We start from the raw sequence: 23100 nt of genomic DNA, 5'->3' as shown, positions 1-23100 counted from the left end.
CCCCCGCGGCCGCGCTCAGCGCTTCAGCTTCGGCAGGACGTCGCGGCCGAAGACCTCGATCCACTCCGCCTGGTTGCGCCCGACGTTGTGCAGGTAGATGCGGTCGAATCCCAGGTCGACGTACTTCTGGATCTCCGCGCGGTGCGCGTCGGGGTCGGCGGAGATGACCATCCGGCCCTCGAAGTCCTCGGGGCGGACGAGCTTGGCCATCTGCGCGAAGTCGTGCGGGGAGCGGATGTCGGCCTTGGGGAACTTCATGCCGCCGTTGGGCCACTCCGTCATGGCGTTGGCGAGGGCCTGCTCGTCCGTCTCGGCCCAGGACAGGTGCAGCTGGAGCACCTTCGGCATCGCGTCGGGGTCCTTGCCGGCCTCCCGGGCGCCCTCCGCGAACTTCTCGAACAGGCCGCCGATCTTCTCCAGCGGCGCGCCGACCGTGATGATGCCGTCGGCGTACCTGCCGGTCTTCTTCGCGTTGATCGGCCCGGCGGTCGCCACCAGGATGGGCGGCGCCTGCTCCGGCATCGTCCACAGCCGGGTGGTCTCCATCTGGAAGTGCCTGCCGGAGTGCTTGACGTCCTTGCCCGCCAGCGAGGCGTCGAAGAGCTTGCGGATGACCTCGATGGCCTCCCACATGCGCAGCGAGCGCTCCCCGGCCTCGGGCCAGTACCCGGGCACGACGTGCTCGTTGAGGGCCTCGCCGGTGCCCAGGCCCAGCCAGTGCCGGTCCGGGTACATCGCGGCCAGCGTGGCGGAGGCCTGCGCGACGATCGCCGGGTGGAAGCGGAAGCTGGGGCAGGTCACGCCCGGGCCGAGGTCGCCGCGGGTGCGCTCGCCGACCGCGGTGAGCACGTTCCACACGAACGCCGCCTCGCCCTGCTGCGGCACCCACGGCTGGAAGTGGTCGGCCGCCATGCACCCGGAGAAGCCGTGCTCCTCCGCCAGCGCGGTGTAGCCCACGACCTCCTGGGGCCCGAACTGCTCCAGCATCGCCGCGTAGCCGATCGTCAAGTCGCTCATGCGGGCATCCTGCCCGGGTGCCGGGCCGGCGGGCAGCCCCCGCACCGGGGTCGGGGTCGGTCCGGGGTCGGTCCGGGGTCGTCCTCGGGGTCGGGCGGGGGGAGACCCCCATCGACACGGGCGCCGGAGCCTGGTGCACTGCGGGGACCGTCCTCCGCACGACGGATGCGCACCCGCCGCGCGCTGCGGAGGATGGGGGCGAGCACCGCCCGGAACACGCGGGGCGCCCCGGACGTCCTTCCGGAGGAGGGCGACCGCGCAGCACCGGGCGGAGGCCCGGCAGCACGAGCACCACGAGCAGCACGGACGAGGGGAAGCCGATGTCGGAGTCGCTGGACCTGAGCAAGCCGCTGGCCCCGCCCGCGGGCCCCGCCCCCGCCGCCGTGCCCGACCTGCAGCTGACGCCACCCGCCCCGGTGCCCGTCATCCCCGACGAGCAGGCCGAGGGGATGATCCCCCTGGACGAGTCGACGAGGGCGGAGCTGGCCCGCAAGGCGAGGTCCTTCGTGGACGACCTCGCGGCCCAGGACCCCCGCAGCCCGGCGTTCCAGAAGCGCGTCGACGACATCGTCCGGATGGGCGAGCAGGAGGTCCGCTCCAGCGCGCAGGCGTCCAACCGGATGCTCGAGCGCCCCGCCTCCTCCCTCGCCGGGGCCAAGGGCGCCAAGGCCGCCGGGCCGGGGGCCGACGCGCAGGTGAAGGTCGCCAACACGCTGCTCGAGCTGCGCCGCACCGTCACCGACCTCGACCCCGGCCGGGCCGACCTGCGCGGCGCGAAGAAGCTGCTCGGCGTCATCCCGATGGGCAACAAGATCCAGCGCTACTTCGAGCGCTACCAGTCCGCGCAGTCCCAGCTCGACGCGATCATCAAGGCGCTCGCGTCGGGGCAGGACGAGCTGCGCAAGGACAACGCCGCCATCGAGCAGGAGAAGGCGAACCTGTGGGCGACGATGGGCAAGCTCACCGAGTACGCCACCCTGGCCAAGGCGCTCGACGCCGCCACGGTGGAGAAGGTCGAGCAGTTGCGCGCGAGCAACCCGCAGGCCGCCGACGCCCTGACCTCCGACGCCCTCTTCCCGATCCGCCAGCGCCACCAGGACCTGCTGACCCAGCTGTCCGTCAGCGTGCAGGGCTACCTGGCGATGGACCTGGTCCGGAAGAACAACATCGAGCTCATCAAGGGCGTCGACCGCGCGCAGACCACGACGGTCTCGGCGCTGCGCACGGCGGTCGTGGTGGCGCAGGCCCTGGCCAACCAGCGCCTCGTCCTCGACCAGATCAACGCGCTGAACACCACGACGAACCAGATGATCCTCTCGACGTCGGAGATGCTGCGGCAGCAGACCTCGCAGATCCACGAGCAGGCGTCCACGGCGACCGTGGACGTGGCCACGCTGCAGCGGGCCTTCGACAACGTCTTCGCGACGATGGACGCCATCGACACCTTCAAGCAGCAGGCCGTGCAGAGCATGGCCACGACGGTCGACGCGCTGGAGGGCCAGGTGCACCGCTCCCGCGGCTACCTGGAGCGGGTCCGGGCGGGGGAGGAGGAGCGGTGAGCACACCGGCGTCCCTGCGGCGGCGGGCCGGCCACTCCGGGGGCTCGGTGGCGCGCCGCGGCACGGTCCCCGCGGAGGTCGTCAGCCGGCGCCTGCGCAGCCGGCGGTGGCGGGCGGCGAACAGCTCCTGGCTGCTGATGCCCGCCCTGGGCGGCACCGCGCTGAGCTGGATCGCCTTCCTCTACATGGGCCTGAAGGGCCGCAAGGCGTCCTGGCTGCTGGCGAGCCTGCTGTACTTCCTCACCACCGCCGCGACGGCGGGGCTGTTCATCGCGGCCGCCGCGACGACCGCGGAGTGGCTGGCGTTCATCGGAGTGCTCCTGGCCTTCGCGGGCTGGGGCGGGGGGTTGGTGCACTCGATCATGGCGAATCCGACGTGGCTGCGGATCAAGGCGGCGCTCGGCCTGGAGGCGGAGGTCCCGCCCGCCCCGGTGGTGCCGCCCGCACCACCGTCGCCCGGTGAGGTCGTCGCCCGCCTGCAGGAGGACCTGCGCGGCCTCGTCCGCCGGGTCAACGCCGCGGGCGGGAGGCTGCCGGACGGGGCGGTGCCGAAGGTCCGCGAGATCGAGGACGTCCTGCGCCCGCTCCTGGCACGCGCGCAGAAGCGCACCCCGAACGTGGAGGAGATGCACAACCTCGAGGCGATCGTGCGCGAGTACCTGCCCTCCGCGGTGGACCGCTACCTGGACCTGCCCGAGCAGTACGCCCTCACCGGCCGCACGTCCGAGGGGACCACGCCCGCGGAGGAGCTGCTCAAGCAGCTCGGCCTCCTCCACGAGGGCGCGCTGCAGCTGCAGCACGCCGTCTACGACTCGGACGCGCAGGCGCTGACGACGCAGGGCCGCTTCCTCGACGCGAAGTTCCGCCGCTCCGACCTGGACCTGTGAGGCGGTGACGATGGAGCCGCTGCACGGCCCGGCGCCCGGCGGCAGCAAGCGGCGCCGCCGCCGGCGCCGGGCCGCGCTGCCCGCCGCGACGCCCGGTCACGCGGACCTCCACCACCTGGACGTGCCGGTGCTCGGACACCTCAGCGGGCCGGTCGTGCGGACCATCGGCTGGATGTGGCTCGGGCTGTGGATCACCTTCTTCGCCCTGGACCTGGAGCAGCTGGCGCTGCCGCTGATGTTCCTCTGGATCTTCGCCTCGATCTCCTACGAGGACGCGGTCGGCAAGCGCCGCCGGGCCGCCCGCAAGGCCGCCCGGCACGGCGGCCGGCAGGGGCGGCCCGACGCCGCGCCACCGGCCGCGACCGCACCGCCCGCGGCCGACCGCGCCCCGGCGGCGCTCGGCCCGTCCGCTGCGAACGCCGTCGCCGCCGAGGGCGCCACCGCGCCGCCCGACCGCGGCACCGGGGCGCTGCGGGCCCTGGAGGCCGCGGTGCGGCGCGCGCAGGCCGCCGCCCCGGACCTGCCGCCGGGTGCCGTGGCGACGGTGCTCGACATCGCCGCCACCGTGCGGCCCCTGCTGGCCCGGGCGGCCGAGCCCGGCGCGGACGCGCGGGTCGTCCACGACCTGCACGCCCTGGCCGGGGAGTACCTGCCCACCGCGCTGGAGGACTACCTGCGGCTGCCGCCCGACGTGGCGGCCGCGCCGACGGCCACGACCGGGCGCACGCCGGCGGAGGAGCTGACGGAGCAGCTGGAGCTGCTGCGGGAGGGGGCCGCCGGGCTGCGCAGCGACCTGCACGCGGCCGACGCGGAGCGGCTGAGCACCCAGCGGCGGTTCCTGGAGACCAAGTTCCACCGCTCCGACCTCGACCTGTAGAGGGCCGGCCGGCCCCCGCGGGCGCCTCGACGGGCGGGGGCACTCCTCATCGGACACGATCGTTGGGCCGAGCGAGCGGTGGGGCCGACCCTGTGCCCCGCCGGGGGGATGCGGTAGGAACGTCTCGCACCACCCGGCACACGAGCTCGACGCGCGGCCCCAGGTGGCCGCGACGAACGCTGCGCAGCGCGCAGCACCGACGACCGACCACGGAATGGAGCAGCACGATGGGCGTCAGCCTCAGCAAGGGCGGGAACGTCTCCCTCACCAAGGAGGCCCCCGGCATGACCCGCGTGACGGTCGGCCTGGGCTGGGACTCGAACACCTTCACCGGCACCGAGTTCGACCTCGACGCGCAGGCCATCATGGTCGGTGCCGGCGGCAAGGTGCCCGGCGACGGCTACTTCGTCTTCTTCAACCAGCTCAAGAGCCCCGAGGGCTCCGTCGAGCACCTCGGCGACAACCGCACCGGTGAGGGCGAGGGCGACGACGAGCAGATCAACGTCGACCTCGCGGCGGTCCCCGCGGAGATCGACAAGGTCGTCTTCACCGTCGCCATCTACGACGCCGACACCCGCCGCCAGTCGTTCGGGCAGGTCCGCAACGCCTTCATCCGCGTCGTGAACTCCGACAACGGCACCGAGGTGGCCCGCTACGACCTCTCCGAGGACGCCTCCACCGAGACCGCGATGGTCTTCGGGGAGCTGTACCGCAACGGCGCCGAGTGGAAGTTCCGCGCCGTCGGCCAGGGCTACGCCAGCGGCCTGCGCGGCATCGCGCAGGACTTCGGCGTCAACGTCTGACCCGCCCCGCCGCACGGGACGACCCCGCCCCGCCCGGATCCGGACGGGGGCGGGGTCGTCCCGTGCGCGCGACGAAACCCCCCAGCGGCGCCCCCCGGCCCGGCGCCGCCCTGACACCGCACGCCCGTGAACGAGACGCCCCCAGCCCGGAGCCCACCTGATGCTCAAGACCTACGGATGGTCCTTCGCCGTCCTCATCGCCGGCCTCGTCGGCGTGTTCATCTACGACAGCTGGGAGGCGCTGCTGCTCGCGGCGATCCTGGTCGTCCTCGAGGTCAGCCTGTCGTTCGACAACGCCGTGGTGAACGCCACGGTGCTGAAGCGCATGAACGACTTCTGGCAGAAGATCTTCCTCACCGTCGGTGTGCTCATCGCCGTCTTCGGCATGCGCCTGGTCTTCCCGGTGCTCCTGGTGGCCGTCACCGCGAACCTCGGGCCGATCGAGGCCATCAACCTCGCGCTGGAGCAGCGGCCGGAGAGCGACCCGACCTCGTACGCCGCCATCCTCAACGAGGCGCACCCCACGATCGCCGCCTTCGGCGGGATGTTCCTGCTCATGCTGTTCCTGGACTTCATCACGTCCGAGCACGAGGAGTACTGGCTGCCCGGCGAGCGGCTCCTCGCGCACGCCGGCCGCCTCAACGGCCTGCCGGTGATCATCGCGGGCACCCTGCTCGTCGTGGCGGCGGAGACCTTCGCCCAGGACCACGAGACGACCGTCCTGCTCAGCGGTCTCCTCGGCATCCTCACCTACCTGCTCGTCAAGGGCCTCGGCGACATGTTCAACATCGACGAGGAGGACTCCGACGACGAGCGCGAGCACGTCGACCCGACGGCGGAGGCGGCCTCGGGTGCCACCCACGGGGCGCAGCACATGGCCGGTGCGCCCGCCCGCAAGGGCCCGAACGAGGTCGTGCGCGTCGGCGGCAAGGCGGCGTTCTTCCTGTTCATGTACCTCGAGGTCCTGGACGCGTCGTTCTCGTTCGACGGCGTCATCGGTGCCTTCGCGATCACCTACGACCCGATCATCATCGCCGTCGGCCTCGGCGTCGGTGCCATGTTCGTCCGCTCCATGACGGTGCACCTGGTCCGCGAGGGCACCCTCAACCGGTACCCGTACCTGGAGAACGGCGCGATGTGGGCGATCGGCGCGCTGGCGATCATCCTCATCGTCAGCATCGAGGTCCACGTGCCCGAGGTCCTGACCGGCCTCATCGGTCTCGCGTTCATCCTCGCGGCGTTCGCGTCCTCGGTGGCGCGCAACCGCCGCGACCCGGAGCACGCGCACGTCAACGCAGGCTGAGCACCGGACGCACCGGAGGGGAGGGCCGTGCCGATCGACTACTCGCACGAGGGGACGCACCGGCCCTCCCCGGACGTGCACACCTTCCTCGGGCGGCCCGGGCCGGCCCGCAGCGCCAGGACGCTGACCGACTACCTGGCGCCGCGGCCGGCCCCTGCCGCCCCGACCCGGCCGGCGGGGGCGCGGCCCGGGCCGGCGCCCCGGTCGCCGGGCTCCCGCCCGCCCGCCGGGCCGGTCCGGAAGCCCCCGGTGCAGCAGGCCCCGCCGGTGCAGCCGACCCCGGTGCACGAGGCGCCGCCGGTGGCGGAGGCGGTCGTCGGGGCCCCGCGACCCTCCGAGCGGCGCACCGTCCTCGACGAGGACCACCCGAGCGTCACCCTGTGGGCGTCGGAGCGCTCCGGCGGGACCGTGCATGCGGTGCTGACCTGGCAGCCGCGGCTGTCGGCAGCGGGCGTGCGGCTGTCCACCGACGTGCACCTGGGCTGCCTGTGGGAGCTGCGCGACGGCCCCGCCGGCATCGTGCAGGAGCTGGGCGGCACCTTCAGCGCCCCCGGCTTCGGCTCCCGCCAGGTGCTGCGCCTCGGCCCCCGCTCGGAGGAGGCCGGCGAGGAGCTCCTCCTCGACCTGCGCCACGTCGACGTCCTGCGCCGGATGGTGCTCTTCGCCACCGGGCGGCGCGGCGCACCGGACTGGGCGTCGCTGCAGGCGATCCTCTCCCTGCGCCTGCCGACGGGCGAGCGCCTGGAGACCGCCCTGGAGCCGCCCGGCTCCCCGGCGGCGAGCTGCGCGGTGGTCAGCGTCCACAACGTCGGCGGGGACCTGGTCCTGCGCCGGGAGCTGGAGTACCTCGACGGGCCGCAGCGCGCGGTCGCCGAGGCGTACGGATGGGACCTGGACTTCGACGCGGAGGGCACGGTCCCGCGGGTGGCGACGCGCTGAGGCGACGGCACCCGCAACGAGTGCAGCAGCCGGCGCGAGCGCGCCGGCCCGACGGAAGGACGACGACGTGGCAGTGAACCTCGGCAAGGGGCAGAAGATCTCGCTGGCGAAGTCCGGCGGGGGCGGCGGCGGCCTCAGCCGCGTGGCGATGGGCCTGGGCTGGGACGCGGTGAAGAAGAAGGGCTTCTTCGGCCGGATGAAGTCCGCGGACATCGACCTGGACGCCTCGTGCCTCCTCTTCGACGCCGGGCGCAACCTGGTCGACCAGGTGTGGTTCTCCCAGCTGCGCAGCAAGGACGGCTCCGTCCTGCACACCGGTGACAACCTCACGGGCGCCGGCGAGGGCGACGACGAGGTCATCCAGGTGGACCTCACGACGGTCCCGCCGCAGGTGCAGACCCTCGTCTTCGTCGTCAACAGCTTCACCGGCCAGGACTTCAGCCAGATCGAGAACGCCTTCTGCCGCCTCGTGGACTCCACCACCGGCACGGAGGTCGCCCGCTACGAGCTGTCGGGCTCGGGCACCCACAACGCGCAGGTCATGGCCAAGCTCACCCGTGAGGGCGACAGCTGGGCGATGACCGCGCTCGGCGAGCGCGCCCAGGGCCGCACCTTCCGCGACCTGCTGCCCGCCGTCACGCCCCACCTGTGAGCTGCGCGCGGGCGGCGCCCGGGTGGCGCCGCCCGCGCGACGCCGGGGCCCGGTCACCTGCGGCGCGCCGCCGCCGCGGGCCGTCCCCGCGTGAACGCGAGATGAAGCCCGGCAGGAGGTGCCGCGGCCGGGACGGCGGCTCCCGTAGCCTCCGTCCTCCTGTCCCCGCCGATGCGGTCCGGCCAGTGGCCCAGCGAGGAGGCCCCGTGCAGCACTTCTCCCACCTGCCCCCGGACGCCCGGGAGCGCCTCTTCCTCCGGCCCCCGCAGCCCGTGGGACCCGACGCGCCGCCGGTGGTGCTCGCCCACGCCCTCGGCGCGACCCTGTACTGCCCGGCCACCCGTCCGGCGATGGCGGCCGACCTCGCCCGCCTCAGCGGACGCGGGCTGCTCAGCGCGGTCGCCTGCCTGGAGGACTCCGTGCCCGACGACCGGGTCACGGAGGCCGAGGAGGTCCTCGTCGGCCAGCTCGCGCAGCACCGCAGGGACGTCGAGGACGGCCTGGCCCGGCCGCTGCTGCTCTTCGTCCGCGTCCGCACCCCCGACCAGCTGCGCTGCCTCGCCGAGCGCCTGGGGGACGGGCTGGAGCGCGTCGCGGGCTTCGTGCTGCCCAAGTTCGGGGCTCACGGCCAGCCCGAGCCGGAGGAGCACCTGGCGGCGGTGGCCGAGGTCGCGCGGGCGGCTGGCCGGCGGATGTGGGCGATGCCGGTCGTCGAGACCGCCGACGTCCTGCACCGGGAGACCCGCCTGGAGGCGCTGCTGCGGGTGCGCGATGTCCTGGCCGCGCACCGGGAGCGCGTCCTCGCGGTGCGGACCGGGGCCACGGACCTGTCCGCGGTGCACGGGCTGCGCCGCCCGCGCGGCACGACCGTCTGGGACGTGCGCGTCGTCGCCGACGCCCTCGGCGACGTCATCAACGTGCTCGGTCGCCTCGACGGGACCGGCTTCCCGGTCACGGGGCCCGTCTGGGAGCACTTCACCTCCGGGGAGCGGCTCTTCCGCACCGAGCTGCGCCAGACGCCGTTCGAGGAGAACGACGTCCGCGAGCTGCGCACCAGGCTGCTGCGCGACGACCTCGACGGGCTGCTGCGCGAGGTCGAGCTGGACCGCGTCAACGGCCTCGTCGGCAAGACGGTCATCCACCCCTCGCACGTGCCGGTGGTGCACGCGATGTCGGTGGTGCCGCACGAGGAGTGGTGCGACGCCCGCGACGTGCTGGGCGCCGGCTCCGGCGGGGTCATGGCCAGCGCGTACGGCAACAAGATGAACGAGGCCAAGCCCCACCGGGCGTGGGCGGAGCGGGTGCTGGCCCGGGCCGACGCCTTCGGGGTGGCGAGGGAGGGGATCTCGGTGGTGGACGTCGTCGCCGCGCAGGTGGACGCCGTGGAGGGCGTGCGGGTGGAGCTGCCGGTCGTGGCGCAGCGGTCGGTGGAGGTGCCCGCGTGAGCGCGACCCTGCAGCAGCCGGCGCCCTGGGCGGGGACGTGGGTGGCGCGGCGCCTCGGCGTGGCCCTGCGCACGCGCGCGTCGGTCGACGGGCTGGACCTGGCGGACCTGGCCGGTCTCGCGGTGCGCCGCAACCCGCGACGGGCGCACCTGCTGGTCTCCACGGTGCTGGGCAAGCACGTGCCGACCGACCCGCGCCTGGTGCGGGCGGCCGGCCTGCGGCTGGGGGAGGTCGTGGCGGGCGCCCTGCGGGAGGAGGCGCCCCCGGCGGGCCCGCCGGCCGCGGTGTGGCGGTCGGCCCTGGCCGGGGACGGCGCGGCCGCGGCGCGGCTGGAGTCGGTCGTGGCCGGGCGCCTCGCCGCCGCGGCGCCGCCGGTGCCGCTCCTGGTCGTCGGCTACGCCGAGACCGCGACCGGGCTCGGGCACTGCGTCGCCGACGCCCTGCGCGCCCCGTACCTGCACTCCACGCGCCGCGCGGCCGCAGCGGACGCCGGGTGGGCGCCCGCCCCCTACGCGGGGTTCGCGGAGGAGCACTCGCACGCCACCGACCACCGGCTGCTGCCCGCCGACCCGGAGGTGCTGGCCGCGCTCGCCGACCCGCAGCGCCCCCTGGTCCTCGTCGACGACGAGCTCAGCACGGGGCGCACGATCGCCAACACGGTGCGGGCCCTGCACCGCAGCACCCCCCGCGCCCGGTACGTGGTGGCCAGCCTGCTGGACCTGCGCTCCGCGGCGGACGCGGGCGCCCTCGACGCGCTGGCCGCGGAGCTGGGGTGCCGCATCGACGCGGTGGCGCTGGCCGCGGGGAGCGTGGACCTGCCCGCCGACGTGCTGGCGGCGGGCGCCGCGCTGGTCGCCACCGTCGAGGGGGCGCCCGTCCCCGCGCCCGCGGCGGTGGCGGAGGCCGCCGCCGTCCCGGTCGTGGACGTCGGCTGGCCGGGCGGGCTGCCGACGGGGGGCCGGCACGGGGCCGCGGCGGCGGGCCACGAGCAGCTCGCGGCCGGACTGCCGGCGATGGGCGGCAGGCTCGCGGACGCGGTGCTGGCGGCTGCATCGAGCCCCGGCGCCGCTGCCGGATCGGGTGCGGTGCTGGTGCTGGGCTCGGAGGAGCTGATGCACGCGCCGCTGCGGCTGGCCGGCGCGCTGGCGGAGGAGCTCGCCGCGCGGGGCAGCGACCTGGTGGTGCGCTCCTCCACGACGACCCGCTCGCCGGTGCTGGCCGTGGACGACCCCGGCTGCGCGCTGCGCTCAAGCGTCGCCTTCCGCTCCAGCGACCCCGCCGTCGACGGGCCCGGCCCGCGCTACGCCCACAACGTCGCCGCGCCGGCCTCGGCGGGACCGGGCCCCGCCTGGGACGTGCTCGTGCTCGTGGTGGACGACGCCCACCACGCGGCTGACCTGCGCGCGGCGGACGGGCCGCTGGCGGCGCTGCTGCCGCACGCCGGGCGGGTGCTGCTCGTGAGCCTGCCCGCCGACGTGCCCGCCCCGCCCGTGCCCGCCCCGCCGGTCCCCGTGCCGGCCCCCCGGCCGGAGCCGGCCGGCGGTGTCGCGCCCGTGCCGGCCCCCCGGCCGGAGCCGGCCAGCGGTGTCGCGCCCGAGCCGCTGCCGGAGCCGCTGTCGGGCCCGGGGTTCGGCTCCTATGCGCCGTCCGACGTGCGCTGGCTGCTCACCGACCTGTCGGGGGTGCGGCTGGAGGCTCCCGCGGAGGAGCGGGAGGAGGCCATCCAGTCCGGCGGCGCCCACTACGCGGAGTCGCTGCCGGTGGAGTACCAGCCCAGCGAGGAGTACTCGCGGTTGTTCGCCGCGGCGCTGGAGCGCGGCGCCGAGCGCGTCGCCCTCGGGGTGGGCGTCGTCGCGGAGCTGCTGCGCCGTGAGCGCGGGGACGGCGTCGTGCTGGCGTCGCTGGCCCGGGCGGGCACGCCGGTGGGCATCCTGCTGCGCCGCTGGGCGCAGCGGCGCTGGGGCCTGGACTGGCCGCACCTGGCGGTGTCCATCGTGCGGGGGCGGGGCATCGACCCGGTCGCGCTGCGCTGGCTGGCCGCGCACCACGACCCCGCGGCGGTCGTCTTCGTCGACGGCTGGACCGGCAAGGGCGCGATCGTGCGGGAGCTGTCGGCGGCCCTGGAGCAGCACGCCGCCCGGCACGGGCAGGTCTTCAGCGACGACCTCGCCGTGCTGGCCGATCCGGGGGAGTGCGTGCGGACGTTCGGCAGCCGGGAGGACTACCTCATCCCCTCCGCCTGCCTGAACAGCACCGTCTCGGGGCTGGTCTCGCGCACGGTGCTCAACGACCGGCTGCTGCGGCCGGGGCAGTTCCACGGGGCGAAGTCCTACGCCGAGCTCGCCGGGGCGGACGTCTCCGCGCACTTCCTCGACAGCGTCTGCGCGCACTTCGACGCGGTCGCGGCGCGGGTGCCCGGCCTGGCCGGGGAGGTGACGGCCGGACAGCGGCGGGCGACCTTCGCGGGCTGGCGGGCGGTGGAGGAGGTCTCCACCGCGTACGGCATCGGCGACGTGAACCTGGTGAAGCCGGGCGTGGGGGAGACGACGCGGGTGCTGCTGCGGCGGGTGCCGTGGCGGGTGCTGGTGCGCCCGGCGGCGGAGCTGGCCGATCCCGGCGCGCTGGAGCACCTGCGGCTCCTGGCGGAGCAGCGGGGGGTGCCGGTGGAGGAGGTGCCGGGGCTGGCGTACTCGGCGATGGGCCTCATCCACCCCCGCTACACCCGGGGGGCCACCGGCGCCGACGGCAGGAGCGCCGGCTCCGGTGCGCGCCCGGGTGCCGGGGCGGGCTCGTGAGCGCGCTGCTGGCAGCCAGCGACCTCGACCAGACGCTGGTGTTCTCCGCCCGCTCGGCGGGCACCGACGTGGCGTCCCTGGTGTGCGTGGAGACGTACGAGGACCGGCCGATCTCCTACGTCACCCCGGCGGCGGCGCGGGTGCTGGAGCGGCTGGCGGGGACGGGGCGGCTGGTGCCGGTGACGACGCGCACGCCGGCGCAGTACGCCCGGATCCGGCTGCCGGGGCCGCCGCCGCGCTACGCGGTGTGCGCCAACGGCGGGGTGCTGCTCGTCGACGGGGCACCGGACGCGGAGTGGACGGAGCGGGTGCGGGCGGAGCTGGCCGGGTGCGCGCCCGTGGCGGACGTGCGGGCGGCCCTGGCCGACCTCGCCGCCGAGCTGCACGCGGCGGTGCCGGAGCCGGGCCCCCCGGGCGTCCACGAGGTGCCGGGGCTGTTCGCCTACTGCGTCCTGCGCACCGGCCAGCGCGACGCCCTGGGCGAGGGGCGGCTGGAGGAGCTCGCCGCGCTCGCCGCCGGCTGGGGGTACGGGCTCTCGCTGCAGGGCCGCAAGCTCTACGCGGTGCCCCGCGGGCTGACGAAGTCGGCGGCGGCGGTGGAGGTGGCGCGCCGCTGCGGCGCCGACGGGTTCGTCGCGGCGGGGGACTCCCTGCTCGACACGGACCTGCTGCTGGCGGCGGTGGAGGGGGTTCGTCCGCGCCACGGGGAGCTGCTCGCCGCGGGCTGGGACGCCCCGGCGGTGGCGCTGACCGGGGCGACGGGTGCCGCGGCGGGCGAGGAGATCGCCCGCTGGCTGCTGGAACGGGTCGGCTCCGCGGTGCCGGCGCTCACGGGGGGCTGACCGGGCCCGCGGCACCGACGAGCCGGTCGAGGGCGTCGTCGAGCGCGTGCCGCTGGGCGTCGGGGGAGTAGGTCGCGGGGTCGGCGGCGGCCAGGACGTTGAGGCCCTCCACCAGTGCCACGAGGCCCGTGGCCGCACGGGTGCAGCGCGCCGGGTCCCAGTCGAGGCGGCAGGCGGCCAGGAGGCGGGTGGTGCGCCGCAGGAACGAGCGGTTGCCGCGGACGTGCCGCTCCGCCAGCTCCGGTTCGGCGAGGGCGGCGGCGAGGAAGCCGATCCAGACGCGCGCCTCCTCGTGCTGCTCGGGACCGAGGGCGACGGCCTGGTGCAGCAGCGCCCGCAGGACCTCCTCCGGTGCGGCGCCGGTGGCCTCCAGGGCGTCGGCGCGCGCGGCGGTGCGCTGGTGCAGCAGGTCGCGGGCGTGCAGGAGCAGGGCGCGCTTGTCGGGGAAGGTGTGCAGGAGCAGGCCGGTCGAGCAGCCCGCCCGGGCGGCGACGGCGCGCAGGGTGAGGCCGGGCAGGCCCGCCTCGGCGAGCACGGACCAGGTGGCCGCGGAGATCCGCTCCTGGTGGGCGGTGAGGTCCCGCTGTCGTGCCATCGCGTCCTCCACGGGGTCGAAACACGGCCGTAACCATCGTTACCGGAACAAGCGTTACGTTACCGGCTGACCGCTCCACCAGCCGTCCCGAGGAGGAACCGTGGCCACCACCCCGTCGAGCACCCTGTCGAGCGCCCTGTCGAGCACGGGCCTGAGCATCGCCCGTGAGCCGTTCGACGCCCCCGACGGCGCCCGGCTGCGCGCCGCCCAGCGCGCCGAGCTCGACGTCCGCTACGGCAGCGACGACCACGAGCCGGGCACCCCGCCGAGCGCCGCGGACGTCCCCGTCTTCCTCGTCGCCCGCGACCGCGACGGCACCGCCCTCGGGTGCGGCGGGCTGCGGCCGCTGGAGCCCGCGGTCTCCGGGGTCCCCGCCGTGGAGGTCAAGCGCATGTTCGTCGTCCCCGCGGCCCGCGGCACCGGCGTCGCGGTCGCCCTGCTGCGGGCGCTGGAGGAGGAGGCCCGCCTCCTCGGCGTGCGGCGCGTGCTGCTGGAGACGGGGACCGCCCAGCCGGACGCCGTGCGCTTCTACGAGCGGGAGGGCTACCTGCGCACCGAGGCCTTCGGTCCCTACCGCGGCCAGCCGCTCTCGGTCTGCTACGCCCGGGACGTGTGATCCCCGCCGGTCCGCTGGCGGGGCGCGCACCCGGCTCGGGCGGCGCGGCGGCCCTCCTTGTCCGCGTACATGGCCGTGTCCGCCCGGTGCAGCAGGTCGCCCAGGGCCTCCCCGGGGCGCCACTGCGCCACACCGCTGGAGCAGGCCAGCCAGCCGGCGCCGCCCATCATGCGCCCGATGACCTCCGCCGCGGTCGAGGCGTCCGTGCCCGTCAGCAGGACCCCGAACTCGTCGCCGCCGAGCCGGGCCAGGACGTCCTGGCGGCGCAGCCCCTCGCCCCACGACCGGGCGGCCTCCTGCAGCAGCCGGTCGCCGGCCGCGTGGCCCTCGGTGTCGTTGATCGTCTTCAGGCCGTCGACGTCGAGCAGGGCGACGCTCACCGGGGCGCCCGAGCGCTCGGCCTGCGCGACCTCCCGCTCCAGCTGCTCCTCCCACGCCCTGCGGTTGGGCAGGCCGGTCAGCGGGTCGTGCAGGGCGTCGGAGCGGAGCCGGGCCAGCAGCTCCGCGCGGTCCAGTGCGGCCGCGGCGTGCCCCGCCAGCAGCGGCAGCAGCCGCCGGGCCTGTCGCGGGGCGGCGGTGAGGGGCCGGCGCCAGCTCACCGTCAGCACGCCCCGCACCCGGTCCCCGAGGACCACCGGCTCCACGACCGCGCCGCGGACGCCCGCCGCCCGCGCGGTGGCCTGCTGCGCGCGGGGGTCGGACCAGAAGTCCTGCGTCCAGCGCTGCTCCCGGCTCCGGAACGCCTCGTCGGCCAGCGACGGGCCCTCGTCCAGGTCGATGCGGGTCGCCTGCGGAGGCGCCGAGCCGCCCGCGGCGTGCGCGACGGCGGTCTGCCGCAGCAGGCGCCGGCCCCGGGCCAGCTCGTCGGGGTCCAGCTCCAGCAGGTACGCCAGGTCCGCGCGGGCCAGCGCCACGGCGGCTTCGCAGAGCAGGTCGCGGGCCTGCTGGACGTCCTCGGCGAGGACGAGGGCGCGGGTCAGCTCGCCGAGGAGGACCGTCTCCGCCTCCCAGTCCCGGCGCAGCTGCTCCACGGCGTCCGTCTCGTCGACCGTCGTGCTCATCACCAGGTCCTCGCCCAGGCAGGTGAAGGCGATGCGCAGGCTGCGGCGGGCCTCGACGGTGTAGTCGATCGACTGCCGGCGGGTGATGGGGCGGCGGCTGCTGCGGCAGCGCTCCAGGCGGTCGCGCAGCCCGGCGCCCTCGGGCCCGAGGATGTCGGTGGGGCCCTGCCCGAGGTAGTGGGAGATGTCGCTGTAGGGCACCGCCATCGCCGCGGCGTTGTAGCCCACGAGGGCCCACTGCGCGCCCGAGCCCCGCCACAGGTAGGAGGGGTCCGGCAGTGCCTCGAAGAGCTCCCCGAAGCCGGGTTGCACCTCGACCGTGATCGCTCCGGCGCCGGGTCGCCCCGCCGGCTCCCGCGTCGTGCCGTCCATGTGCCGCTTCCCGAACGTTCCGTCGCGGCACCGTCCTCGGCCGCTGCACGAGCGGTCAACAGTAGGTGGTACCTCCGGTACCTGCACGCAGGTGGGCCGTCGGGACACGGGCGCGGCGGCGCGGCGGCCGCCCCTCAGTACACGTCGCGCACGTAGCGCCGCTCCTTCGCCAGCCGCTTCACGAAGGCCGCTCCCGCGTCCTCGCCGAGGCCGCCGTGCACGGCGGCGACCCACCGCAGCGCGGCGTCGACGTCCTTCGCCATCCGCGCCGCGTCGCCGCAGACGTAGACGTGCGCGCCCTCCCGCAGCCACGCCCACAGCTGCCTGCCCTGCTCCCGCATCCGGTCCTGGACGTAGACCTTGGCCCGCTGGTCGCGGGAGAAGGCGGTGTCCAGGCGCGTCAGCGTCCCCTCCCGGAACAGCTCGTCGAGCTCGTCGCGGTAGTAGAAGTCGCTCGCCCGGTGCTGCTCCCCGAAGAACAGCCAGTTGCGCCCCAGGTGCCCGCGGGCGCGCCGCTCCTGGAGGAAGCCCAGGAACGGGGCGATGCCCGTCCCGGGGCCCACCATGACGACCGGCGCGGACGGGTCGGCCGGCGGGCGGAAGTGCGGGGAGCGCTGCACGAACACCCGCACGGGGCTGCCCGCGGGGGCGTCGGCGAGGTGCGCGGAGGCCACCCCGGTGCGCGGGCGTCCCGTGGGCGCGGTGTAGCGCAGCACCGAGACCGTCAGCCGCACCCGGTGCGGATCGGCCAGGGGGCTGGAGGAGATGGAGTACTGCCGCGGCTGCAGGGGCTTGAGGATCCCCGTCAGCTCCTTCGCGCTCACCTCCGGCCGGTGCTCAGCCAGCACGTCGACCACCTGCCGCCCCCACGACCACTTCGCCAGCTCGCCGCGGTTGTCCGGGCGCAGCAGCCCCTTGAGGTCGCGGCTGCCGGTGCGCTCGGCGACGAAGCGCAGCAGGTCCGGGCCCAGCCGGCAGACCTCCAGGTGGTGCTGCAGCGCCTCGCCGAAGGGAACGCCGCCCGCGCCCGCTACGTCGACGACCTCACCCGGGTCGAGCCCCGTGACCTCCAGCAGCTCCGCGACGAGCCCGGGGTCGTTGCAGGGCAGCACCCCGAGGGCGTCGCCGGCCTCGTAGTCCAGCGGCACCTCGCTGCCGCCGGTGTCCAGGACCAGCTCCCGCACCTCCTTCGCGGCGCCCGGCAGGCTGAGGAGGCGGTTGCCGACCAGGTGCGCGGTGCCCGTGGCGCTGCGGCCGCTGCGCGGCGCCGGGTGGGCGGTGGGCGGGGCGTCGGGTGGGGTGGGAGCGGATGGGGTGGGAGCTGGGGTGGGCTGCTGCTGGGAGGATGGGGACGCCGGAGCCGGCGGTTCCCCCGCGAGCGCGGCGAGCACCGCCTCCAGCCAGCGCTGCGGGGTCTCGTCGCCCGGTTCGCTGTCCGCCCGGGGCAGCAGCCGCGCCGCGCCGAGGTCCGCGAGCCGCTCGTCCAGACGCCGGCCGTGGCCGCAGAAGTCGCCGTAGCTGGAGTCGCCGAACGCCAGGACCGCGAACCGGCTGCCCGCCAGGCGCGGCGCGCCAGGGGCGCTCAGCGACTCCCAGAACGCGGCGCCGTTGTCGGGGGCGTCGCCGTCGCCGAACGTGCTGCTCAGGACCAGGAGGTCGGCCGCTGCGGGCAGCTGCGCCGGCGCGCAGTCGTCCATCGCCACCAGCTGCGGGGCCAGGCCCTCGCGCTGCAACCGCTCCGCGACCGCGGCGGCGGTCTCCTCCGCGGTGCCCGTCTGCGACGCCCACAGCACGAGCAGCGGCCGCCCCACGCGGGGCGCGTCCTGCGCGGCGCCGGCGACCGGCGCGCCGCCGGGGGCGGACTCGTCCGGGGCGGGCCGGGGCCGGGGCAGCCCGGGAGCGGCCGTCGCGCGGGAGAAGGCGCCCGCGAGCAGCCCGTCGACCCAGAGCGCGACCTCGGGCCGCAGCGGGGCGCCCGAGGGCAGGACCGGAACGCCGCCCCGCCCGCCGCTGCCCTCCGGTGCTCCCGGCAGGGCGCCGGAGAGCCCCGCCAGGAAGCCGGCGAGGTAACGGCGCTCGGCCTCGTCGAACACGGGAGCCGGCCCGGCCAGGCCGAGCAGCCCGCCCAGCGCCCCCGCCGGCTCGGCCGCGCCCCGGGGCGCCGGAACCGCCCCCGCGGACACCGCCACCGGAGGCGCTGCCGTGGACACCGCCGCGACCCGGGCCAGCGACACCGCGCACACCTTCAGCTCCGGCTGGAAGGACACCGGGTCCACCGCGTCCGAGGTCACGGCGTTGACGCTGACCCCCGCGGCGAACAGCTCCCCCCAGTGGAACGGGGCGAAGCAGCAACCCGGCAGCACCCGGTCGCTCACGACCGCAGGCAGCACCGCCCGCCCCCGCCGGGAGACCACCTCCACCGCGTCGCCGTCGCCGACGCCCAGGGCCTGCGCGTCCGCGGGGTTCACCTCCAGGAACGGCCCCGGGTTCAGCCTCTCCAGCTTCGCCACCGTCCCCGTCTTCGTCCGGGTGTGCCACTGGTGCTGGACGCGGCCGGTGTTGAGCACGAACGGGAACTGGTCGTCGGGCATCTCGGCGGGGTCGATGTGCGGGCGCGGCCAGAACACCGCCCGTCCGTTCGGCGTCGGGAACACCGGTCGTGGCCGGGCGCCGTCCGGCGGCTGCCCCGCAACGCCGCCCGCCCCGCCGTCGACGTAGCGCACCGGGTTGCGGACGGGACCGGCCGGATCGGCGGCGGGCCACTGCACGCTGCCCCCGCGCAGCCGCTCGTGGCTGACGCCCCGCAGGTCCCAGCCCGTCGCGGGGTTCCACGCCTGCTTCAGCTCCTCGAACACCTCCTCCGCGCTGCCGTGGGAGAACGCCTCGCCGTAGCCCATCTCCCGCGCGACGCGGGCGATGAGCAGCCAGTCCGGCAGCGCCTCACCGGGAGGGTCCACCGCCCTGGGTGCCAGGGTGAGGTTCCGCTCGCTGTTGACCATCACCGCGTCGGCCTCCGACCACATCGCGGCGGGCAGCACGACGTCGGCGTGGGCGTTGGTCTCCGTGGCGGCGAAGACGTCCTGCGTGACGACGAAGTCCGCGCGCCGCAGCGCCTCCACCACGGTGTCGCGGTTGCCGACGGAGGCGACGGGGTTGGTGCAGATCACCCAGCAGGCGCGGATCTCCCCGTCCGCCATGCGCTGGAACATCTCCACGGTGCCGCGCCCGCTGCCGTCGGCGCGGATCGTCCCGGCCGGCAGGCCCCACAGCTCCTCGGTGAACGCGCGGTCCTCCGCCACCAGCACGGAGCGCTGCCCCGGCAGGCCCGGGCCCATGTAGCCCATCTCCCGCCCGCCCATGGCGTTGGGCTGGCCGGTCAGGGAGAACGGGCCGCTGCCGGTGCGGCAGATCGCGCCGGTGGCCAGGTGCAGGTTCACCAGCGCGTTGGTGTTCCACGTGCCGTGGGTGCTCTGGTTGAGCCCCATCGTCCAGCAGCTGACCCAGTTCCCGGCGGTGCCGATGAGCTCCGCCGCGGCCCGCACGTCCGCCTCCGCCAGCCCGGTGGTCCGCGCCACCTCGGCGGGGGAGTAGTCCGCGAGGAACTCCGCCATCTCCTCCCAGCCCTGCGTGCAGGCGGCGATGAACTCCTCGTCCACGTGGCCGCCCGCCACCAGCAGGTGCAGCAGGCCGTTGAGGAGCGCCAGGTCGGTGCCGGGGGCGATCTGCAGGAACAGGTCCGCCTTCTCGGCGGTGGCGGTGCGGCGGGGGTCGACGACGATGAGCTTCGCGCCCGCCTTGACCCGGTCCATCATCCGCAGGAACAGGATCGGGTGGCAGTCGGCCATGTTGGAGCCGATGACGAGGAACACGTCGGCGGCGTCGAGGTCGTCGTAGGAACCCGGGGGGCCGTCGGCGCCGAGGGACAGCTTGTACCCGGCCCCGGCGCTGGCCATGCACAGCCGGGAGTTCGACTCGATCTGGTTGGTGCGCCAGAACCCCTTGGCGAGCTTGTTCGCCAGGTACTGCGCCTCCAGGCTCATCTGCCCGGACACGTACAGCGCGAGCGCGTCGGGGCCGTGCTCGTCGAGGACCTCCCGCAGCCGCCGCGCGGTGAGCGCGATCGCCTCGCCGACGGCGGTGGGCACGGCCTCGGCGCCGCGCCGCGCCCGCACCAGGGCGGTGCCGAGGCGCCCGGGGGCGGTGAGCACCTCCGCGCTGGTGGCTCCCTTGGTGCAGAGGCGGCCGGCGTTGGCGGGGTGCTGCCGGTCGCCGGTGGCCTTGAGGGGCACCCGCCTGCCGTCGGCCTCGACCCGCACGTCGAGGACGATGCCGCAGCCCACCCCGCAGTACGAGCACACCGTCCGCACGCGCTCGGTGCAGCCACCGCCCACGCCAGCTCCTCCCGCACCGGCGCTCCGGCGGCGCCTCCCGCCAGCACGGTAGGAAGGTGCCGTTGCGGACGCGTGTCCCCGCGGACCTCCCGCGGTTACGCCGGTTTCACGCCCGTCACATCGCGGCGTGAGGGCGCGGCGGCCTCAGCTCTCGAACGACTGCGCCGCGGTGGGGAACGCCCCGTCGCGCACCTCCGCCGCGTACGCGCGCGCCGCCCGCTCCAGGTCCCCGCGCAGGTCGGCGTAGCGCTTCACGAAGCGGGGCGCCCGCCCGCCGCGCAGCCCCGCCATGTCCTGCCACACCAGCACCTGCGCGTCGCAGTCGGGGCCGGCACCGATGCCGACGGTGGGGATGTCGAGCTGCTTCGTGATCCCCTGGGCGACCTCGGCGGGAACCATCTCCAGCACCACCGCGAACGCCCCGGCCTCCGCCACGGCGACTGCGTCGGCGATGACGTCCTCCGCGGCCAGGCCGCGGCCCTGCACCCGGTAGCCGCCGAGGATGTGCTCGCTCTGCGGGGTGAAGCCGACGTGGCCCATCACGGGGATGCCCGCGTCGACGAGGGCGCGGATGCGGCTGGCGGAGCGGCGCCCGCCCTCCAGCTTCACCGCGTGCGCCGGGCCCTCCTTCATCATCCGCACGCCCGCGCGCACGGCGTCCTCGTCGCAGACCTCGTAGGAGCCGAACGGCAGGTCCGCCACCACCAGGGCGTGCGGTGCGCCGCGCACCACCGCCCGCACCATCGGGACCATCTCGTCGAGGGTGACGGGCAGGGTCGTCTCGTGGCCGAGGACGTTGTTGCCGGCGGAGTCGCCGACGAGGAGGACGGGGATCCCGGCGGCGTCGAAGATCTCCGCGCTCATCTGGTCGTAGCTGGTCAGCATCGCCCACTTCTCCCCGGCGTCCTTCCACGCCTGCAGGTGGTGGACGCGGGTGCGCCGGCGTGCGGGGTTGGGCGCGGCGGCCGGGCCGCTGCCGTAAGGGGCCTGCTCGCTCACTGCTGTGCTCCGTCCGTGCGGGTGGTGCCGAGGTGCGCGTCCTCCGGTGCGACCGGGGGAGCCAGCTCCGCCGGGGCGGCGGGCTCGCGCCAGCGGCTGGTGATGGGCAGGCGCCGGTCGCGGCCGAACGCCTTGAGGGAGATCTTCGTACCGGGGGCGAACTGCCGCCGCTTCCACTCGGCGCGGTCCACCAGCGTCACGACCTTGTCCACGACCTCGGCGGGGAAGCCCCGGGCGACGAGGTCGGCGCGGCCGCGGTCGCCCTCGACGTAGTCGTCGAGGATGTCGTCGAGCACCGCGTAGTCGGGCAGGGAGTCCTGGTCGGTCTGCCCGGGGCGCAGCTCCGCCGAGGGGGGCTTGGTGATGCTGGACTCGGGGATGGGCGGGACCTGCCCGCGCGCGGCGGCGTCGGCGTTGCGCCAGCGGGCCAGTTCCCACACGAGCGTCTTGGGGACGTCCTTCAGCGGGGCGAAGCCGCCGACGGAGTCGCCGTAGAGGGTGGAGTACCCCACCGCCAGCTCGCTCTTGTTGCTGGTGGCGAGCGTGAGGTGGCCCTCCTGGTTGGACAGCCCCATCAGCGTCGTGCCGCGCACCCGCGCCTGCAGGTTCTCCTCCGCGACCCCGGTGAGCTCCACGGTGGCGAGGAACGTCTCCACCATCGGCGCGATGGGCACCTGCCGGTGGTGCAGGCCGGTGCGCCGGGCGAGGTCCGCGGCGTCGTCCTTGGAGTGCTCGGAGGAGTACGCGCTGGGCAGCGAGATCCCGTGCACGGCGTCGGGACCGAGGGCGTCCACGGCCAGCGCCGCCACGAGGGCGGAGTCGATGCCGCCGGAGAGGCCGAGCACCACGGAGCGGAAGCCGTTCTTGCGCACGTAGTCCCGCAGGCCCGTCACCAGCGCCGCGTACACGTCCGCCACGGCGGGCAGGGGTTCGTGCCTCGGGGCCTGCCGGGCGTCGTAGGCGGGGACGGGTTCCGTGGAGAGGAACACGCGGCGCACCGCGGGGTGCTCCACCGGGACGGCCGCCACCGGCAGGTCGAGGTCCACGGTGACCAGGCCCTCGCGGAACTGCTCCCCGCGGGCCAGCAGCTCCCCGTCGGCGGTCACCACGAGGGAGTCGCCGTCGAAGACCAGCTCGTCCTGCCCGCCGACGAGGTTGACGTAGGCGAGGGTGCACTGCGCCTGCGCGGCGCGGCGGGTGACCAGCTCCAGGCGGACGTCGTCCTTGTCGCGCTCGTACGGGGAGCCGTTGAGGACCGCGAGGAGCCCGGCGCCGGCCTCGCGGGTCAGCGACACCGGCCCGCCCTCCTGCCAGAGGTCCTCGCAGATCGCCAGCGCCACGTCCACGCCCCGCACCCGCAGCACGACCAGCTCGTCGCCGGGCACGAAGATGCGGGCCTCGTCGAAGACGCCGTAGTTGGGCAGGTGGTGCTTGGCGTAGCGGGCGACGACCTGCCCGCGGTGCAGCACCGCCGCGCAGTTCTGCGGCAGCCCCCGCGGCCGCCCACCGAGGACGCCGGGGCGGGTGTCGACCTCGGCGCGGTCGAGGTAGCCGAGCACCACGGGCAGCTCCCCGTGCCCGGCGGCGGCCAGCTCCACGGCCAGGGCCCGCAGCCGCTCCCGCGACGCCTCGACGAAGGAGGAGCGCAGCGCGAGGTCCTCCACCGGGTAGCCGGTGAGCACCATCTCCGGGAACACGACGAGGTGGGCGCCGTCCGCGGCGGCGCGCCCGGTCCACTCCACGACCCCGGCGGCGTTGCCGTCCAGGTCCCCGACGCAGGCATCGATCTGGGCCAGCGCGACGCGCAGCTGAGGCATGCGGCCAGCGTAGGGGGTGCGGGGGAGGGGGCCGGGACGGCCGTCGGGGGCCCTCGGCGGGCGGGCCGGCGTGGACGTGCACGGCGCGGCGGCGAACCGGTGAAGAGCATGGACAGCCGCCGCGCTGACC

Annotated in this window: 17 protein-coding genes; 11 read left to right on the top strand and 6 right to left on the bottom strand. The window is 75.7% G+C overall.

Annotation, left to right across the window (positions count from 1 at the left end; genetic code table 11):
- Positions 1-15: 15 nt before the first annotated feature.
- Positions 16-1017 (bottom strand): TIGR03557 family F420-dependent LLM class oxidoreductase, encoded by a 1002-nt coding sequence (locus CLV92_RS10400; RefSeq protein ID WP_104432736.1) that lies wholly within the window; start codon positions 1015-1017, stop codon positions 16-18.
- A 320-nt stretch (positions 1018-1337) separates the two neighbouring features.
- On the opposite strand from CLV92_RS10400, the gene CLV92_RS10395 reads away from it, so the two are divergent.
- The 10 genes from CLV92_RS10395 to CLV92_RS10350 all read left to right on the top strand — a co-directional run bounded on the left by CLV92_RS10395 (position 1338) and on the right by CLV92_RS10350 (position 13119).
- Entirely contained in the window at positions 1338-2576 is a 1239-nt protein-coding gene (locus CLV92_RS10395) for a toxic anion resistance protein (protein WP_104432735.1), read from the top strand.
- The gene (locus CLV92_RS10390) at positions 2573-3463 is read left to right on the top strand and encodes a hypothetical protein (RefSeq protein WP_104432734.1); all 891 of its coding nucleotides are present in this window, start codon (positions 2573-2575) and stop codon (positions 3461-3463) included. Before CLV92_RS10395 ends, CLV92_RS10390 begins: the two co-directional genes overlap by 4 nt.
- 10 nt (positions 3464-3473) lie before the next feature.
- Positions 3474-4340: a hypothetical protein gene (locus CLV92_RS10385; RefSeq protein ID WP_146099486.1), complete on the top strand. Its 867-nt coding sequence runs from the start codon at positions 3474-3476 to the stop codon at positions 4338-4340.
- Between the two features lie 227 nt (positions 4341-4567).
- Positions 4568-5143: a TerD family protein gene (locus CLV92_RS10380; protein ID WP_104432732.1), complete on the top strand. Its 576-nt coding sequence runs from the start codon at positions 4568-4570 to the stop codon at positions 5141-5143.
- A gap of 157 nt (positions 5144-5300) precedes the next feature.
- Positions 5301-6446, top strand: a complete 1146-nt coding sequence (locus CLV92_RS10375; protein ID WP_211291043.1) for a DUF475 domain-containing protein — start codon at positions 5301-5303, stop codon at positions 6444-6446.
- Positions 6447-6473: 27 nt separating this feature from the next.
- Complete coding sequence (locus CLV92_RS10370; protein ID WP_104432730.1) at positions 6474-7385, top strand: hypothetical protein; 912 nt, start codon at positions 6474-6476, stop codon at positions 7383-7385.
- Positions 7386-7452: 67 nt separating this feature from the next.
- Positions 7453-8037 carry a TerD family protein gene (locus CLV92_RS10365; protein WP_104432729.1) on the top strand — a complete coding sequence of 195 codons (585 nt, stop codon included), beginning with the start codon at positions 7453-7455 and terminating at the stop codon, positions 8035-8037.
- A 206-nt stretch (positions 8038-8243) separates the two neighbouring features.
- Positions 8244-9482, top strand: a complete 1239-nt coding sequence (locus CLV92_RS10360; RefSeq protein WP_104432728.1) for an HpcH/HpaI aldolase/citrate lyase family protein — start codon at positions 8244-8246, stop codon at positions 9480-9482.
- Entirely contained in the window at positions 9479-12277 is a 2799-nt protein-coding gene (locus tag CLV92_RS10355) for a phosphoribosyltransferase domain-containing protein (RefSeq protein WP_104432727.1), read from the top strand. Before CLV92_RS10360 ends, CLV92_RS10355 begins: the two co-directional genes overlap by 4 nt.
- Positions 12274-13119, top strand: a complete 846-nt coding sequence (locus tag CLV92_RS10350) for an HAD family hydrolase (protein WP_211291027.1) — start codon at positions 12274-12276, stop codon at positions 13117-13119. The genes CLV92_RS10355 and CLV92_RS10350 overlap by 4 nt, the downstream gene beginning before the upstream one ends.
- On the opposite strand, the gene CLV92_RS10345 is transcribed toward CLV92_RS10350, so the two are convergent.
- Positions 13106-13714 carry a TetR/AcrR family transcriptional regulator gene (locus CLV92_RS10345; protein ID WP_104432821.1) on the bottom strand — a complete coding sequence of 203 codons (609 nt, stop codon included), beginning with the start codon at positions 13712-13714 and terminating at the stop codon, positions 13106-13108. The genes CLV92_RS10350 and CLV92_RS10345 overlap by 14 nt on opposite strands.
- A gap of 151 nt (positions 13715-13865) precedes the next feature.
- Here CLV92_RS10345 and CLV92_RS10340 point away from each other — a divergent pair, with 151 nt between their 5' ends.
- Positions 13866-14330 (top strand): GNAT family N-acetyltransferase, encoded by a 465-nt coding sequence (locus CLV92_RS10340; protein WP_104432820.1) that lies wholly within the window; start codon positions 13866-13868, stop codon positions 14328-14330.
- Here CLV92_RS10340 and CLV92_RS22380 read toward each other — a convergent pair.
- The 4 genes from CLV92_RS22380 to CLV92_RS10320 all read right to left on the bottom strand — a co-directional run bounded on the left by CLV92_RS22380 (position 14312) and on the right by CLV92_RS10320 (position 22970).
- Positions 14312-15763, bottom strand: a complete 1452-nt coding sequence (locus CLV92_RS22380) for a sensor domain-containing diguanylate cyclase (protein WP_104432726.1) — start codon at positions 15761-15763, stop codon at positions 14312-14314. The genes CLV92_RS10340 and CLV92_RS22380 overlap by 19 nt on opposite strands.
- A gap of 134 nt (positions 15764-15897) precedes the next feature.
- Positions 15898-20154: a bifunctional nitrate reductase/sulfite reductase flavoprotein subunit alpha gene (locus tag CLV92_RS10330; protein WP_211291026.1), complete on the bottom strand. Its 4257-nt coding sequence runs from the start codon at positions 20152-20154 to the stop codon at positions 15898-15900.
- A gap of 144 nt (positions 20155-20298) precedes the next feature.
- Positions 20299-21153: a 3-methyl-2-oxobutanoate hydroxymethyltransferase gene (gene panB, locus CLV92_RS10325; RefSeq protein ID WP_104432725.1), complete on the bottom strand. Its 855-nt coding sequence runs from the start codon at positions 21151-21153 to the stop codon at positions 20299-20301.
- The gene (locus tag CLV92_RS10320; RefSeq protein WP_104432724.1) at positions 21150-22970 is read right to left on the bottom strand and encodes an NAD+ synthase; all 1821 of its coding nucleotides are present in this window, start codon (positions 22968-22970) and stop codon (positions 21150-21152) included. Before CLV92_RS10320 ends, panB begins: the two co-directional genes overlap by 4 nt.
- Positions 22971-23100: the final 130 nt, after the last annotated feature.

This window comes from Kineococcus xinjiangensis, from assembly GCF_002934625.1.
GTDB classification, from domain to species: Bacteria; Actinomycetota; Actinomycetes; order Actinomycetales; family Kineococcaceae; genus Kineococcus_A; species Kineococcus_A xinjiangensis.
The sequence above is the reverse complement of the archived record's forward strand: the minus strand, read 5'-3'. Positions and strand labels throughout refer to the sequence as shown.